Below are 16,515 nucleotides of genomic sequence, written 5' to 3' on the forward strand. Positions count from 1 at the left end.
CTCCTGGACTCCAGGTCGTGCTTCACCCTGAGGTCTATACTCATGGAAAACCTCCCATTTCCCGATGTCCAAGAAATGGGAGGCAGTTCACAGGCACCTTTGTGGTGGTTTGGACCGGCTGAACGTGTGTGCATCGGGTGGTATCTAAGTTGAGATACCACTTCTGGTATATCAGCTTGCGCTCGCGTGAGTACAATACTCGAACGTTATACGTCTCAGCGCCCCTTGTGCGTGGACGTTTTGCAGTCACGCGAGCGAAGGGATTTATCCTATGTGCGGAATTGTCGGCTACACCGGCTCTGATATTACAAAGAACATCCTTGTCACGGGCCTTAAGCGTATGGAATATCGCGGCTATGACTCCTCGGGCGTCGCGCTCGAGGTGGGCGAGGGCGCGGCGGCTCACCTCGACGTCATTCGCCGCGTGGGCAAGGTCGCGGGCCTGGAGAGCGAACTTACCAATGTCGACAGCGACGCCACCTGCGGCATCGGCCACACCCGCTGGGCTACCCACGGCAAGCCCTCCGTTGTCAACGCCCATCCCCACACCAGCTGCGACGATCGCATCGCCATCGTCCACAACGGCATCATCGAGAACTTCGCCGAGCTGCGTGAAGAGCTGGAGGGCCGCGGCCATCACTTTAAGAGCGAGACCGACACCGAGGTCTTTGCGCACTTGATCGAAGAGGCCTATGCCGAGACGCACGACCTGATGGCTTCTGTGCGCGAGGCCTGCACCCACGTGGTGGGCGCCTATGGTTTGGCCGCCGTTTCTGCCGATGAGCCCGGCGTGATCGCCGTGGCCCGCAAGGACTCCCCGATTGTGGTCGGTGTCGGCGAAACCGGCTCCTACGTTGCCTCCGACGTGATCGCGCTTATCGATGCCACCCGCGATGTCGTGGTGCTCGAAGACGGTCAGTTTGCCAAGCTTACGCCCGCAGGCGTCGAGTATACCGACGAGGCTGGCAACGTGATTGAGCCCAAGCTTACCCATATCGACTGGGACCTGGATATGGCCGAAAAGGGCGGTTATCCCGACTTTATGCTTAAGGAGATCCATGAGCAGCCTCGCGTCGTGCGTGATACCCTGGTGGGCCGCATGACCCCCGCCGGTGAGCTCGATATCGACGAGCTGGGCCTTTCGCTCGAGGAGCTCAACGATATCGACCGCGTGTATGTGATTGCCTGCGGCACCAGCTACCATGCCGGACTTATCGCCAAGAACCTTATTGAGGGTTGGGCTCGTATTCCTACCGAGGTCGAGGCGGCAAGCGAGTTCCGCTATCGCAACCCCATCATCGCGCCGACGACGCTTGTCGTGGCCGTGTCCCAGTCGGGCGAGACGGCCGACACCCTTGCCGCCATTCGCGATGCGCGCATCAAGGGCGCCAAGGTCTTTGGCATCACCAACGTGCTGGGCAGCCCGGTGGCGCGCGAGAGCGACGGCGTTATCTACACCAAGGCCAACAAGGAGATTGCCGTTGCCTCGACCAAGAGCTTTATCGGTCAGGTCGTGAGCCTTACGCTTTTGGCCCTGCTGCTGGCGCAGGTTAAGTACCGTCTGACCACCAAGCAGGCGCGCATGCTGTTCCGCGAGCTTTCCGATACGGCCGAGCAGATCCAGTGGATCCTGGATACGCAGACCGAGGCCGTGCACGAGGCCGCGCTTGTCTGCAAGGACGCGCAGTCTGCACTGTTCGTGGGTCGCGGCATGGGCGCCGCCATTTCCTACGAGGGCGCGCTCAAGCTCAAGGAAGTCAGCTACCTGCATGCCGAGGCATATGCTGCCGGCGAGATGAAGCACGGCCCTATCGCGCTGATCGACCCGGGTTTCCCCGTTATCGCGGTTGCAACCAAGAGCGCAACATACGACAAGACGGTGTCGAACCTCATGGAGTGCAAGGCGCGCGGCGCCAAGGTCATCGTCGTTGCTACCGAGGGCGACGAGGAAATCAACAAGATCGCCGACTGCATCATTCGCGTGCCGGCCGTCCGTGACGTATTCAGCCCCATCACGGCGAGCGTTCCGCTGCAGCTGCTCGCCCGCGAGGTTGCCATCCTGCGCGGTTGCGACGTTGACCAGCCCCGCAACCTGGCCAAGAGTGTCACAGTAGAGTAATCGAGTTCCTACGTCCTAACAACTAAGGCCCGGCTCCGTTGCGGCGGAGCCGGGCCTTGTTGCATTTGCCCAGGTAAAACCTGCCAAAATAAACCTGTCCCTTTTTGGCAGGTTAGCGGAGCTTGCTGGTCTCGAAGTACTCGGGATATTGGTCCAGGACCTCGGTCTGGTTGCGGAACATCATATGCAGGTGCTTGCTGACCAAAAAGCTTGCCTCGATAGGATCGCGACCGGCGATGGCGCGGCGGATTTGCTTGTGCTCGTTAACAATCTCCTGATTGTCGAGCGCCTGCGTAGCGGCGCGCAGCCAGCGGAAGCGCTCCAGGTCGGCATTGGTCGCCTCGAGCCACGACCACACGGTGCTGCGGCACGCGATGCTAAAGATCATGCGGTGCATGAGGTTGTCGCTTAAAAAGAAGCCGATGCGGTCCTCTTCGGCCATGGCTTTTTCCTGCAGCGCGATGGCTCGGTCGAGCTGCTCGATGCCTACCGAGGTGGTACGGGCGCAGCACTCCACAATCACCTGCTTTTCCAGGTGTTCGCGAATGTAGCAGGCACTCTCGGCAAGGGTGAGGTTGATGGGCGAGACATAGGTGCCGCTTTGGGGCACGGTGCGCACTAGGCCCTCTTGCGCCAGACGCACCAGTGCCTCGCGCACAGGGGTGCGCCCCATATCTAGGTCGTCACAAAGCTGCTTGACGCCCAACTTTTCGCCCGGCTTGTAGTCCAGGTAGACTATTTTGCGTCGAATGGTGTGGTAGGACTGGTTCTGTAGGCTCGTTTCCTGCTCGCCGACGTGCATCGATTCTTCCATAGTGCCTCGCAACTGTTCTATCACACTCATATGTCAGTTGTTAATTATGCCGCGAATCAGCTCTCCGCGCTGGGTAATTCGGTTGTTGCCCGAGAACTATTGCGGCATTTTAGTCTGTTTTTGCGTATGGCTGTGCTCAATGTTGCCGTATCATAAGCCGTCGCAAACGTGAAATAGAAAGAAGGAATCCCATATGCAACTGGTAAATATCGTACGCGAGCGCTGGAAGGGTGTCTTGTTCTGCCTGATCATCGCCATCCCTGCGTCGTTGCTCGGCAAACAGATTGAGGTGGTCGGTGGGCCGGTATTTGCCATCCTCTTTGGCATGGTTCTGGCGCTCGTCTTTCCCAAGAATCGTCGCGAACAGCTCGCCGCCGGCGTCACCTATACGTCTAAAAAAGTCTTGCAGTACGCGGTTATCCTGCTTGGCTTTGGCATGAACCTCTCGCAGATTCTGTCCAAAGGCGCCCAGTCGTTGCCGATTATCGTGGCTACGATCTTGACCTCGCTCGTCATCGCCTTTGTGCTCTGCCGCGTTATGAACGTGCCGGGCAAGATCGCGACGCTTGTGGGTGTGGGTTCGTCGATTTGCGGCGGTTCCGCCATCGCCGCGACCGCGCCCGTCATCGATGCCGACGATCGCGAGATTGCCCAGGCTATTTCGGTCATCTTCCTGTTTAACGTTATCGCGGCGCTCGTGTTTCCAACGCTTGGAGGCATGCTTGGGCTGACCAACGAGGGCTTTGGCCTGTTTGCCGGTACCGCTATCAACGACACCTCGTCTGTAACGGCTGCGGCGAGCGCCTGGGACAGTATGCATCCTGGCGCCAATGTGCTCGAGAGCGCTACGGTAGTCAAGCTCACCAGGACGCTGGCCATTATTCCCATCACGTTGGTCCTCGCATGCTGGCAGATGCATCTGGCGCGCAAGGCCGGCGGCGACGCCAAAAGCACGTTCTCCCTTAAGCGCGCGTTTCCCATGTTTGTGCTGTTCTTTGTGCTGGCGAGTGTGGTCACCACAGTGTTTCAGCTTCCCGCGTCCGTTACGGCGCCCATCAAGGAGCTGTCGAAGTTCTTTATCGTAATGGCCATGGCGGCTATTGGCTTTAATACCGATATCGTCGAGCTGGTCAAAAAAGGCGGCAAGCCCATCGCATTGGGCTTTTGCTGCTGGATTGGCATTGCGTGCATGGGTTTGGGAATGCAGCACGTGCTGGGAATCTGGTAGAGAAGTAGCCCATTTACGTGCTGGTTGCCGGTGGCCGCATCCTCGCGGTGGAGCGATAGGAGCTCTTGCGGGTATGGCTTGTCCGCAGGTTAATAGATCCCGAAGAGCTCTTATCGCCCCGCCAGGATGGCGATGCGGGGCAACACCTATACTCGCAGGACGGCGCTTTCTGCCCTATAGTGTTTGGTGAGCAATATCGTTCAATTTTGAAACACTCGATCGTGCGACCGTCGGCGGTTGTACGTCGCAGCGGACAGGGGCAAATCATGGATAGCGATGCCAAGCTGAAGATCTTGACCGATGCCCTAGCTGCTGCCGGGGCCTCGGCATTGGCAATCGATGCGCGTGGGGACGTCGCGATCTCGACCATGAATGACGCGGCGCTTGAGCGGGATGTGGCGGCTTTTGTCGCTGAGCGCCTCGACCGCATAGGAGACGGCGCGCGTCTGGTTATGGGGCGTGCGGGTACGCGCCTGAGCCTGACCGTTCGCCCCACCGATAAAGAGGGCGGGGGCCTTTGGGTCATCGTGGTCCGCGAGGTGCGCGCCGCCGCGGCGCATGCGGGCATCGAGTGGCTCAACGCCGACGAAGTTGAGGCCCGCTACGAATCGAGCGCGTACGGCATCGTCGAAGACGCGGCAGCGGTCGCTGCCCCCGTACGGGAGAGCTATGCGCGCGGAGTGCCCCTTATGCTCGAGGGCGAGCTGGGCGCGGGACAGGATCAGATTGCAAAACGCCTGTACCTGGATGGACCCTATGCCGACCAGCCCTTTGTGTCCGTTGCGCTCGATGAGCTTACGGATCGCGGTTGGCGCCATCTGCTCAAAAGTTCCGAATCGCCGCTATTCCAAACGGGGCTGACACTTTGCATGGGCGGCTGGCATGCTGTTGGCCCCCAACGCCTGCGCGAGCTCGTGTCCGCAATGATCGACACGGCGCTCGCAACTCGTTGCCATGTGGTGTTGACGGCAAACGACATGCCAGGCGGCGGCGAAAGCGATCAGGCTGCTTTTGTAACCGAGCGTCTGGCCTGTGCAGTGAGTGTGGCGCCGGCGATTGCCGAGCAGGGCGGCGCGTCGGAAAAGGTTGCGCGCTATCTGGAGTATCTGGCAGATATGTTTGAGACGGCAACACCCGCCTTGTCGTCCGGGGCGGCAAAGACACTCGATGCCTATCGATGGCCCCGTAACTATCTACAGCTTCGTGAGGTTTCGGAACGACTTTATATATTAGTGAGGACGGGTACAGCCGAGCGGGCGGTGGCGGAGGAGGTGCTCGCCCAGGAGGACGTTATCAAGACCGCGACCTTTGGTGCCCCGACGCTCGATAGCGATCTGTATATCTTGCGCCCACTGGCCGATACCGAGCGCGATATCGCGCGGCTGGTCGTAGGTCACCTTCACGGCAACAGGACCCGAGCTGCCGAAGTGCTAGGCATAAGCCGTACGACCCTGTGGCGCCTGCTGAAGGACGACGACCGTTAAGCGAGGCGCCCGTGACCGCGCGCGGCGCGTGTGATACAGTCCAAAGCAGTATTGTTTCGACTGTGTTACGGCGTGCGGGGAGTATGGCGGAGACTTCAAAAACAAATCGGGTTCGAAAGCCCGCGGCGCCGGTCAACCGTCGCACGACTTCACGGACGTGGGGCAAAAGCGCCTCGGGGTTCGACGGCTCGTTCAAACGCACTAAATATGGTTATCCTTCGGCAAGCGCTCGCTTGGCCATGCAGGCCGAATCATCGCTGTGGGGCCGTAAGCGTGTGGTGGGGTCAAAGCTCAAGCACGACGGAACGCTCGGCTACATTAGCCGTGGCGCTGCTCGCCGTAGCGGCCTCAATCCCGCAGGCTGGCATCGCTATGTTCCGATCGCGGTCGTTGTCGCGGTGATTGTCATCGCGCTCGCGGCGCTCGGTTACGCCGGCGGCGGGGCCAATCTGGACGCAATGTTTAAGTCGCCCGAGCTCGCGCATGCAGGCACAGAAGTTGTCGAGGGCGTTCAGACCCAGACGGGCGTCGCGCCCCAGCGCGGCATGGTCGCAGCCGCTGCCACCATCGCCGATGCGCAAAAGGACGAGGGCGAACAGGGCGATGGCGCCAAAGCGACTCGAACGAATGAAACGACGACAAATCCATCGGCAAGATAAGTTGCTAGTGGGGTAGCAAATTTGGGACGGGGCCTTTTAGCTGCCCAAGTGTCGAATGCCAGCAGCAGCTCATTCGATGTCAGTCGCCAACAGCGAGCGGGCCGCATTTGCGCCAAGGTGACGTGAAATGAGAGGGCGCTGACCTTCTGGTCGCGCCCTCGAAAATGAACGTCAAATTGGCGTGAATGCGGCCCGCGCAGCGTCAGCAGGTCCGCCGTTCGGTAGAACGGCGGAACAAATTACCTAACATACACCACGTTGTCGCGGCGCGGCTTTGCCTCGGGTAGCGTGTCCTCGGCATAGCCCAGAATGCAGTTACCGACACCGCGCAGGCTGCCGTCGGCGGGCAGGCCCCAGCTGGCCAGCAGCTCCAGGCCCTCGGGCGAGTCAAAGACCTCATGCGCGCGGTGAATCCAGCACGAATCGACACCCAGTGCATAGGCGGCGTTGAGCAAGTTGCCCATGGCGAGCGAGCCGTCTTCCAGATGTGTGGGCACGCTGCGGTCAACCAGCACCACCACAACGGTCTTGGCGCCATAGAAGGGGTCGCTGTTGCTGCCCATGACCTGGGCGTTGAGCTGTGAGAGACGCTCGACGGTCGCGGGGTCGGTGACGGCGACAAACGCCACCGGCTGGCGGCCCATGCCGCTCGGTGCATATTGGCCGGCTTCGATAATACGTGCAAGCTTTTTGGCCTCGACGGGACGATCGCTGTATTTGCGGCAGCTGCGGCGGTGAATGAGTGCTTCGATAGTCTCCATGGTGTCTCCTTGCGGTGGCGTTGTAGATGCCCCGTTCATACCCGTCGGGCTCAAACGATAGACGGTCAAGTGCCCGGCAACAGGATAGATTCCAATTGGGTAAGTAGGTTTGCATAAAAGTGCCTTCAAAATGTGACAAGCCAATGGGATGGTTAAACGTTTTATCCCGTCTGCCCTGCGGTTTTTACCACTTGCCTAAATGACGAACGCATAACCTCTGATAAAGGTTTTACTAAAGGAGTACCAACGTTTATCAACGCCCGTGGTGGCGCCGGGCCAGGAGGTAACTATCATGTTCCAGGCTGGAGATGTCGTCGAGACCGATTTCGAAGGATTTCTGAAGCTGCTGCGTTCCAAGACACGCGCTTTTGTGACGATTGACGATCACGAGTACTACATCACGCACACCGATGGCTATTGGCGTGTTCAGGATTGCGAGGCCCTCAACGATAAGGGCCACTTTACTGACTGCTCCGAGCTGGTCAACACGCTCTGCGAGGTCGTCGAGCTGCCTTGGATCTGCGGCAAAAGCCTGCACGATAGCTTCTCGGGCGCTACGGTCTACGAGGCTGTCGCCGCTTAACAGGCAATGAAACCCGATTTTCACGTGACCGCTGGCGCCGCCCCCGCGCCGGCGGTCTTTTTCTGCCGATAGGCCATAAAAGCGTAGGCATTTGCGGAGAACCTGTTGACGATAGTCAAAGCTCGGACTAATCTAGAGACACGAAATTGGTCAAAAATCGGACAATCGAATGGTGGGATAGATGAATAGTGCGGTTACGCCGGTCGACTTCGACCGGTTGCTCAATAGACTCGACCATATCTATTCGGAGTTCTCGCGCGCCTGCGGCCTTTCGGACTGCGCTTACTGGATGCTCGTCGATACCAGCACGGCAGGCGGCAGTATTGCCGTAAGCCGTCTGACAAGCGAATGGTTCTACAGCAAGCAGACCATCAACTCGGCAATTAAAACCTTGGCGGCGCGGGGCTTCGCAACGTTGGAGTTTGCCGAAGGCAGCCGTAAGAACAAGGTTGTGCGTTTGACCGAAGCGGGCATGCGGTTTGCCGAGCAATATGCGCTGCCGGCGCAAGAAGCCGAGCAACAGGCTTTCGAAGTGCTCGAGCCCTGGGAACAGCGCGAAATCATGCGCCTAATCGAAAAATTTTCCCATGCGCTCGGCGATGAGTGCGATGTCTTTAAGCAGCATATCGCTGCCGAGAATCAAGGTGAGGGTGAGTCGTGCGACTGTTAATGAGGTTTTTGAAGCCCTATCGAGGGCTTGTCGCAGTGACGCTGCTGGCGCTGCTGGTGGATAACGTCGGTACGCTGTTGGTTCCCACGATGCTGGCGAACATGGTCAACACCGGTATTACCACGGGCGATGTCGACTACATCTTATGCAACGGCCTATACATGTTTATCGCGACGAGCATGGCTAGCGGCGGCACGGTGCTGGGCTGCTATCTTTCGGCGCGTCTGGCGGCTAACGTGGCCTGCGACATCCGCAATGCCGTCTACGACAAATCACTCGAGCTGTCTGCCAGCGATTTTGAGCGCTTTGGCACCGGATCGATGATCACGCGCTCACTCAACGACATCAACGTGATTCAACAGGCTGTCCTTCAGACGATTCAGCTGGTGCTGCCCGTGCCGTTCTTGGCTGTGGCGGGCATCATCTTCGCCTGGTTTATCGATCCGGCTATGGGCGTGCTTCTGGGCGTCGTGGTTGCGATCGTGCTGGTTGCGGCGGTCTTTACGGTTGCCAATGCGGCACCGATTTTTATGCGCCTACAGGGCTTTATCGACCGCATGAACGTGGTGCTGCGCGAGAATATTGTGGGCGTGCGCGTTATTCGTGCTTTTAATAAAGAGCATCACGAGGAGCGGCGCCTGGACGAGGTGTTTAGCGACTACGCCGCCAACGCCATAAAGGTCAACCACCTGTTTGTGGGCCTTGACAGCTCCAGCTTCTTTTTGATGAACATCGCCGAGGTGGCGGTGCTGTGGGTGGGCGGTAACCGAGTGGGCGCCCACGCCATGCAGATTGCGAGTATCTCGGCGGTGCTGGAGTATGCAATTCTGATCCTGTTCTTTGTGATGATGGCCCAGATGGTGGTGCTGACGCTTCCGCGTGCTGCCGCGTGCCTGAACCGTGCGCAGCAGGTGTTGGAGATTGAGCCGAGCATCGTGGACGGCGAGCGTACGCTGGGTGACGGGACGCCTGCCTCCGAGGACGATGCGGATGCTGTTGCCGTGTTCGACCACATGTCGTTTCGCTTTGACGACGCCGACGAGGACACCCTGTGCGACCTGAGCTTTGCCTGTCGTCGCGGTCAGACGACCGCGATTGTGGGCTCGACGGGCTCGGGCAAGTCGACGGTGGCAAAGCTTCTGCTGCGCTTCCACGATGCCACCAAGGGCGTCATTCGCCTGGACGGCATCGATCTGCGCGAGCTTTCGCAAGATGAGATTCGCGGGCGCATCGCCTATGTGCCGCAGAAGGCGTGGCTGTTCTCGGGCACCGTGGCAAGCAATCTGCGCTTTGGCAACGAGGACGCGACCGAGGCGGACATGCTTCACGCGCTGCAGGTTGCCCAGAGCACCTTTGTACTCGATCAGCCGCAGGGGCTCGATACTCCGGTTGCCCAGGGCGGTACGAACTTTTCGGGCGGCCAGCGCCAGCGTCTGGCAATCGCCCGTGCGCTCATGAAGCATGCCGATCTGTATATCTTCGATGACAGCTTTTCGGCCCTGGACTTTAAAACCGATGCGGCCTTGCGCCATGCGCTGCAGGACGAGACGCGCGACGCCGCGGTGCTCATCATCGCGCAGCGCATCTCGACGATTTTGCATGCCGACCAGATTGTCGTGCTCAAGGATGGCGAGGTCGTGGGCCTGGGCGCGCACGAGGAACTTATGGAAACCTGCGAGGTGTACCGCGCCATCGCGGAATCGCAGATGAAGGGAGGTGAGTAGCATGACCGAGGAGCTCAAGAAGCGCAGCGACGCTATCGATGCCGTCGTTGTGGACGCGGCCGAGGAAGCGGTCGAGCAGTCTGCCGCGTCGACCGAGCTGGATGCCGCCGCCAGGGCCGCGGCCGAGCGCGAGGCTCGTCGCCAGGCACTGTACGAGGAAAACGAGCGTGCCGAGGACGAGCGCGCCCGTGCCGAGGCAGAGCGTATGCGCGACGTGGACGACGAAGAAGAGGACGAGACGCCCCGGGACACCTGGGCGACGGTGCGCCGCTTGTGGAGCGAGGCCGCCGGCGACCATTGGCGCTTCTATATTGTATTCGCGAGCATTGTGTTCTACGTCATCTTTAACACCGCCGCGCCGGCATATAGCGCTCATGTTATCGACGAGCTGTGGGGCCATATACAGGTGGCGTTTGCCAGCGGAACGACCTTCAGCATCACCTGGGATCAGTGCGGTAAGACCATCTTTGTCTACTTTTTGATCTGGACAGCCGCCGGATCGTTCTATGCGCTGCAGAGTTTTTTGATGTCGAGCGTCGCCGAGCGACTCAACCTGCGTCTGCGCAACCGCATCGCGCAGAAGCTCAGCCGCCTGCCGCTCGCCTACTTTGACGCGCATCGACCCGGCGAAGTGGTCAGCCGCGCGACCAACGACTTGGACAAGATGTCCGAGAGTATGCAGCGCGGATTGCTACAGCTGCTGGTATCAATCGGTACCGTGACGGGTGCCATCATCATGATGTTTGTCTATAGCGTCAAGCTCACGTTGGTCTTTTTGGGCTTTACGGCGGTATCGTTGCTGGTGACCAAGGTGGTTTCGCACCGAACGCATGATGTGACGGGCGAGCGTCAGGAGTGGGTGTCCAAAATCACGAGCGCGGTCGAGGAAGGCTATTCAGGCCGTTTGGTGATTCGCGCATTCAACCGCGAGCATCAGAGCTCTGCCGAGGTGCACGAGGCCTCGAGGGAGCTAGCGCGCGTGAGTACCAAGGCCGACTTTATGATCAATGCCGTCGGCCCTGCGGTTCGCTTTATCGGCCGTTTGGCGCAGATCGTGATCGCGCTGGTGGGCTGCAGCATGCTGGTCGCCGGCCACATGACCGTCGGCGTGTTCCAGGCGTTCTTCCAGTTTATCTACGGGGCGTCCGAACCCATGACGCAGCTGTCGTTCACTTTCAACTCACTGCAGAGCGCGCTGGCGAGTGCGGAGCGCGTGTTCGACCTGCTCGATGAGCCCGAGATGGAAGCCGATCCGCTGCCGGGTGAGGCTGCCAGGCTGCCGGGTCGCATTGAGGGCCGCGTCTCCTTTGAGCACGTGCGTTTTGGTTATTCGCCCGACAAGCCGCTTATGCGTGACGTGTCGTTTACCGCCGAGCCGGGCCAGAAGATCGCCGTGGTGGGAACCACGGGCGCAGGCAAGACGACACTCATCAACCTGCTCATGCGTTTTTACGAGATCGATGGCGGGCGCATTACGCTCGACGGCGTGGACACGAGCTGTATGGACCGCGGCGAGCTGCGCCAGCAGTTTGGCATGGTGCTGCAGGACGCCTGGCTATTCGATGGCACGATTGCCGAAAACATCGCCTACGGCTGTCCCGAGGCGACGCGCGACGAGATCGTGGCGGCTGCGCGCGCCGCGCAGGTCGACTTCTTTGTGCGCACCATGCCGCAGGGTTATGACACGCGGGTGGCCAACGATGCCGAGAGCATTAGCCAGGGGCAGCGCCAGCTGCTGACCATCGCACGCGTGCTGCTCAACAACCCGGCGATTCTCATCCTGGACGAGGCGACGTCGAGCGTGGACACGCGTACCGAGCTCGCCATCGGTCGCGCCATGGACGCGCTTATGCGCGGGCGCACCAGCTTTGTGATCGCGCATCGCCTGTCGACGATCGTGGACGCCGACCTGATCTTGGTCATGGATCACGGCAACATTATCGAGCAGGGCACGCATAAGGAGTTGCTGGCTGCCGAGGGCGCCTACGCCGACCTCTATCTGAGCCAGTTCGCATAATGCGACATGGGGACGGCCCCCTTGTCGCATCGGAAATAAGGCGCGCCGGGGATAGATTCCCTGGCGCGCCTTTGCGCTGGCATGAATGTTGTCATTGGCCGTCCGCGTCTAGCGTTCGTCCACAAGTTTGGCAACGAGGGCTTTGAGCTCGGCTACCTCTTGCTCGAGTTCTTTGACGCGGCGGGCGTTCTCGGTGATGCCCTGACGGTTGAGGGCGGACTGCTCGGCGGCATCGTCAGGCATGTACTCGCGGTGCTGCTTGGCGTCGAAGCTCTCCTCGAACACGCGGCAGCCGTTGCGCTTGATGATGCGTCCCGGCACGCCCACGACGGTGCAGTTGTCGGGCACGTCCTTGACGACAACCGAGTTGCCGCCGATTTTGACGTTGTTGCCGATGCGAATGTTGCCGAGCACCTTGGCGCCCGTGCCCACGGTGACGTTGTCGCCCAGGGTGGGGTGGCGCTTGCCGGTTTCGTTGCCGGTGCCGCCAAGCGTGACGCCCTGGTAGAGCACGCAGTTGTCGCCCACGATGGTGGTTTCGCCGATGACGACGCCCATGGCGTGGTCGATAAAGAAATGCTTGCCGATCTGTGCAGCGGGATGAATCTCGACCCCGGTGATGTGGCGGGTGATTTGCGAGAGCACACGGGCGAGCGAGCGATGACCGTGCTCCCACAGCCAGTGCTCGGGCACGTGGTTCCACTTGGCGTGCAGGCCAGGATAGGAAAGGAAGATGACCAGACCGTTTTGCGCGGCGGGGTCCTGCGCCTGGACGGTCTTGATGTCCTCGCGAATGGTATTGATAAAGCTCACCGGCCGCCCTCCCTTAGCGCCATGGCAATGCGATTCAATAAAGTATAGCGATTCGCTAGGGATTAGGAAGAATAATCTTGGCGGCTTTGCATGACAGGTGTCAGTTATGCAAACTTGCTGGTAATGGAGTCATGCTTTTGTGGGGTTGCGCACGAGGGGGCACCGCAACCGTATACTGGTCAACTTGGACGTATCCGCGCCCACAACTGAGAGGTTTTACTTCATGGGTTTCATCAATTTTATCGCCGAGCTACTCAAAGACCCGCGCACCGCGATTGCCAGCTGGATCGCCGCCGGCCCGCTTATGGCCTACGGCTGCGTGTTCCTCATTATCTTCGTTGAGACAGGCGTGGTGTTCTTCCCGTTCCTTCCCGGCGATTCACTGCTGTTTGCTTCGGGCTTCTTTGCCCATAACGGTGGCTTTAACATCGTGGCCCTGCTGGCCGTAGCATGGGCCGCTGCCATCCTGGGAGACCAGTGCAACTTTATGATCGGTCACTTCTTTGGCAAAAAGATCATCGCTTCGGGCAAGGTCAAGGCCATGACGCCCGAGCGTATCAAAAAGTCCGAGGACTTCTTGGACAAGTGGGGTCACCTGGCCATCTTCCTCGGCCGCTTCTTCCCGTTTATCCGCACCTTTGTGCCCTTCATTGCCGGCATGGGCGGCATGCACTGGCGCAACTTTGTCATCTACAACGTGCTGGGCGGCATTACCTGGTCGACGGTCTTTACACTGCTGGGCTACTTCTTTGGTGGCATTCCCTTTGTGCAGGAGCACTTTGAGTTGCTGATCATTGGCATCGTAGCCGTGTCGATCATCCCGACTGTAGTCGGCCTGGTTAAGGCTAAGCTGGGAAAACAGAACGCCTAATCCGCGCTTGTTGCGACTCTCCAAATGGGTGTCGACAAGAATAGTGCCCAACAAGTATGGGGTGCGATTGGGCTTTATGACAAAGGCGCCGCTGCGAGCAGAAGGAGCTCGCGGCGGCGCCTTTTGTGCGCTAATAGCTATTCGGAGCTATTTGATTTTCTTAACGGTCAATGCGACAGAATCGATTGATTTCGAACTGACCAGGTTGGGATATTCCTCACCGTTGGAATTGGTGCTGTAGACCAACTTGAGTTCGGAGTTGGGCGCAACATTTTGAGAGACAACGACGTAGTTCGCAAGAGCGGAGGAGTCGGTCGGGTCTACATAGGCGCCATCTTCGGAAACAATATCGAGCTGGATATAGGTTGGACCATAGGAATCGTTGAAGGTGTCTGCAAGGGAGAGATAACCGCAGTCTGCAAGATTCCTGCCTACATAATCTTTAATGAAATAAGTGTATTTGTCTGTGGCGGGATTGATTTTGGTTAATTTGGCGACCTTCTTTGTTGAGCTGCCGACTTTGCCGAGCGATAGCACGATTTCATCAATGGTTTGCGTTGCAACGATGGTAGTATCCTCGCCGTCCGAGTCGCTTGAGAACGTATAGGTAAACTCGGTATTGGGGTCAAGGCTCTGCGAAACGACTTTCCAGTCTTGAAGTGCGGAGTCGTCCCAATCGTTTTCGTCCGACCCCAGGTCGATATGGGAACCATCCGGCGTGAGGAACACGATTTTGAGCGTACCGTTTCCATAGTGATCGTGTCGCATTTCATCGAGTGCCGTATAACCCACCTGGCGCGCGTTCATTCCAACATAGTTTTTGACATATTGAATATGGGGGTCATCCGACGATTTGATTTTAACCGGTGCGGATGACTCGGCTTCTTGTGCTTCGTCTTGGGTTGCGGTTGAGCCGGTTTGGGCTGGAGCCGAGCAACCGCTCATCGCTAGTGCCAATGAGCTTGCGAGACCGATGATGACAAGAGTCTTGTTCATGAAAATTCCTTCCTTCGATATCCCGACATGAGTATTGTCGTGCTGGGAAGGGTTGGATTCCTCAGTTGCCAACTGAATCGGATGTGCTGTCGGCGAACGGCGCCCCGGTTCTACCACTGGGCGGCGTAGATATCGCAGCTTGCGTGCATGGGCGGATTGTGGACATCGATCGAAACGGGGGTCGTGGAACCGACGGCGGGGCAGTCGGAAAAGTTGTTATAGCCGGCAACGATGTTGCCCTGCTTGTCGCGCAGGATGGCCGATAGGAACACCTGGGTCTTATCAAAGCCGCTCGGGGCGCTTTGGAGTTTGAGCTTTGCCAAGAATGACTGCATGCCGTCTGTCCCAGCGGATTCGGTACTATCGAAAATTTCGTACACCGGTGCTTCGGTGGCGGTGGCAAGTGCAACGCCGCTGGGTGTGACTGCCTCGAACTCAACGCGTGCGGGAGCGGTGCCATTTCCCGTCTGATCGCCAAAGTAGACGGTCTGGCCGGGCTCGATGGCGCTGTAGGTTTTCTCATCCGTAAAGATCAGGTTATCGTCCGCATCGTATCCGGAGACCTTAATGGTGGGAAATGCGATAGCGGCAGGGCCGTCGGAGTTTTTAAGGCCGATGCCAAAATGGACGTACCCGTGCCCATCAACCGACCAGCCTGATTCCGCGATCGAGAGCTCGGCGGATAAACGGTTGGCATTGCTTGCCGAATTTGCTTTTTTGGATGTCGAAACGCCATCAGACTGGCCGGCTTGCGATGGGGACGTGGGCCCGTTGCTGCTTTCTCGGCCGGCGTGGAACGTCGAGATGGCAATCGCGCCGACTGCCATCAGCCCGGCAAGCATCGCGGTGACGAGTGCCAGTTTTAGCAACAGGCCGCCAAAGGTCCGCGTCCTGCTTTTGCCTGGATTGCGCTTAGGCGCATGCGTGCCCGCCGCCATTTGGGCATGGTCGACCTGCCCATCTGTGCCAGAAGATGCCCTGTCGTTTCCCGGTCGAGACGAGCCGGCGAGCGCCCCTGCCAGCTCTGCTGCAGACTGAAATCGCGCGCTTGGCTCAAACGAGCAGGCGCACGTGATGGCATGGGCGAGCGTCGCGGGTGCATTATCAAGATTCTTCTTAAGAATCTGCTCGTAAGCCTCGTCATCGGGCCGGACACCCGTAAGCGCAAAGCCAAGAACGCGTCCGATGGAGTAGACATCACTTCGCGCATCGGTCTGGGCAAAGCCGTATTGTTCGGGCGAGGCGAACCCCCAAGTTCCGAGGGAGGTCGTGTCCTTGCTTGCCCCTTCGACGCGCATGCGGGCAATACCGAGGTCGATGAGGTGCGCGCCGTTCGCGGCAACCACGATATTGTTGGGGGAAATGTCGCGGTGGACGATGCCGTGTCTGTGGAGCTCCTCGGCCGCCTCGCAAAGCTCGATGCCAAGCGATGTCGTCTCTTCCGGCGTCAACGGCCCATCGGTTTCGATAACTTTGGAAAGCGACCGACCCGGCACAAAGTCGTAGACGACAACAAAGTGCTCGGGTAGTTCGTAGGTCGCCTCGACGCGGGGAAGGCGGGGCGAGCTGCATTCTGTGAGTGCCGACCATACATTGCGGCGGGCAAGCTCCTGTCGAATCTTCTTTCGCACGAAGGGACCGGCTCCGTCAATCGTGACGAGTTCGGTAATGCCGTCTTCGCCGCGTGCGAGCACCTGCTCGACGCGATAGGTGTCGTCAAGGCTCATGGCATGCATGAGCTGGTTGTCGTTCAAGCCGTCCTCCCTTCATGGTAGC

14 protein-coding genes are annotated in these 16,515 nt (G+C 59.1%); 9 read left to right on the forward strand and 5 right to left on the reverse strand.

The features are described 5' to 3' along the window. Positions 1-271 precede the first annotated feature (271 nt). Positions 272-2,119, forward strand: coding sequence for a glutamine--fructose-6-phosphate transaminase (isomerizing) (gene glmS / locus ACTQXM_RS07810; protein WP_441537518.1), 1,848 nt, complete (start codon positions 272-274; stop codon positions 2,117-2,119). 112 nt (positions 2,120-2,231) lie between these two features. On the opposite strand, the gene ACTQXM_RS07815 is transcribed toward glmS, so the two are convergent. After that, positions 2,232-2,933 (reverse strand): GntR family transcriptional regulator, encoded by a 702-nt coding sequence (locus ACTQXM_RS07815; protein WP_441537517.1) that lies wholly within the window; start codon positions 2,931-2,933, stop codon positions 2,232-2,234. A gap of 193 nt (positions 2,934-3,126) precedes the next feature. Between ACTQXM_RS07815 and ACTQXM_RS07820 the strand changes: the two genes are divergently transcribed. The 3 genes from ACTQXM_RS07820 to ACTQXM_RS07830 all read left to right on the forward strand — a co-directional run bounded on the left by ACTQXM_RS07820 (position 3,127) and on the right by ACTQXM_RS07830 (position 6,304). Then, positions 3,127-4,161, forward strand: a complete 1,035-nt coding sequence (locus tag ACTQXM_RS07820; protein WP_427719780.1) for a YeiH family protein — start codon at positions 3,127-3,129, stop codon at positions 4,159-4,161. Positions 4,162-4,427: 266 nt separating this feature from the next. After that, complete coding sequence (locus tag ACTQXM_RS07825) at positions 4,428-5,645, forward strand: helix-turn-helix domain-containing protein (RefSeq protein ID WP_441537516.1); 1,218 nt, start codon at positions 4,428-4,430, stop codon at positions 5,643-5,645. Positions 5,646-5,884: 239 nt separating this feature from the next. Next, complete coding sequence (locus tag ACTQXM_RS07830) at positions 5,885-6,304, forward strand: hypothetical protein (protein WP_441083508.1); 420 nt, start codon at positions 5,885-5,887, stop codon at positions 6,302-6,304. Between the two features lie 239 nt (positions 6,305-6,543). Here the strand turns inward: ACTQXM_RS07830 and ACTQXM_RS07835 are convergent, their stop codons facing one another. Then, positions 6,544-7,065: a nitroreductase family protein gene (locus ACTQXM_RS07835; protein ID WP_441537515.1), complete on the reverse strand. Its 522-nt coding sequence runs from the start codon at positions 7,063-7,065 to the stop codon at positions 6,544-6,546. Positions 7,066-7,357: 292 nt separating this feature from the next. Here ACTQXM_RS07835 and ACTQXM_RS07840 point away from each other — a divergent pair, with 292 nt between their 5' ends. The 4 genes from ACTQXM_RS07840 (at position 7,358) to ACTQXM_RS07855 (ending at position 12,059) form a co-directional block, all read left to right on the forward strand. Then, positions 7,358-7,648 (forward strand): CDP-alcohol phosphatidyltransferase, encoded by a 291-nt coding sequence (locus tag ACTQXM_RS07840; RefSeq protein WP_154517819.1) that lies wholly within the window; start codon positions 7,358-7,360, stop codon positions 7,646-7,648. 181 nt (positions 7,649-7,829) lie between these two features. Further along, positions 7,830-8,318 carry a MarR family winged helix-turn-helix transcriptional regulator gene (locus tag ACTQXM_RS07845; RefSeq protein ID WP_441537514.1) on the forward strand — a complete coding sequence of 163 codons (489 nt, stop codon included), beginning with the start codon at positions 7,830-7,832 and terminating at the stop codon, positions 8,316-8,318. Next, the gene (locus tag ACTQXM_RS07850) at positions 8,318-10,042 is read left to right on the forward strand and encodes an ABC transporter ATP-binding protein (RefSeq protein WP_441537519.1); all 1,725 of its coding nucleotides are present in this window, start codon (positions 8,318-8,320) and stop codon (positions 10,040-10,042) included. Before ACTQXM_RS07845 ends, ACTQXM_RS07850 begins: the two co-directional genes overlap by 1 nt. 1 nt (position 10,043) lies before the next feature. Further along, the gene (locus ACTQXM_RS07855) at positions 10,044-12,059 is read left to right on the forward strand and encodes an ABC transporter ATP-binding protein (protein WP_441537513.1); all 2,016 of its coding nucleotides are present in this window, start codon (positions 10,044-10,046) and stop codon (positions 12,057-12,059) included. 108 nt (positions 12,060-12,167) lie between these two features. Here the strand turns inward: ACTQXM_RS07855 and cysE are convergent, their stop codons facing one another. After that, positions 12,168-12,872 (reverse strand): serine O-acetyltransferase, encoded by a 705-nt coding sequence (cysE, locus tag ACTQXM_RS07860; RefSeq protein ID WP_441537512.1) that lies wholly within the window; start codon positions 12,870-12,872, stop codon positions 12,168-12,170. Between the two features lie 223 nt (positions 12,873-13,095). On the opposite strand from cysE, the gene ACTQXM_RS07865 reads away from it, so the two are divergent. Beyond that, the gene (locus ACTQXM_RS07865; protein ID WP_154517831.1) at positions 13,096-13,743 is read left to right on the forward strand and encodes a VTT domain-containing protein; all 648 of its coding nucleotides are present in this window, start codon (positions 13,096-13,098) and stop codon (positions 13,741-13,743) included. Positions 13,744-13,890: 147 nt separating this feature from the next. Here the strand turns inward: ACTQXM_RS07865 and ACTQXM_RS07870 are convergent, their stop codons facing one another. Both ACTQXM_RS07870 and ACTQXM_RS07875 read right to left on the reverse strand, forming a co-directional pair. Then, positions 13,891-14,739, reverse strand: coding sequence for a hypothetical protein (locus tag ACTQXM_RS07870; protein ID WP_441537511.1), 849 nt, complete (start codon positions 14,737-14,739; stop codon positions 13,891-13,893). A gap of 110 nt (positions 14,740-14,849) precedes the next feature. Next, a complete protein-coding gene (locus ACTQXM_RS07875) occupies positions 14,850-16,493 on the reverse strand; it encodes a serine/threonine-protein kinase (protein WP_441537510.1) in 1,644 nt (547 codons plus the stop codon). Positions 16,494-16,515: the final 22 nt, after the last annotated feature.

Origin of the sequence: Collinsella sp. LCP19S3_D3 (genome assembly GCF_052121455.1) — a bacterium.
Classification (GTDB): domain Bacteria; phylum Actinomycetota; class Coriobacteriia; order Coriobacteriales; family Coriobacteriaceae; genus Collinsella.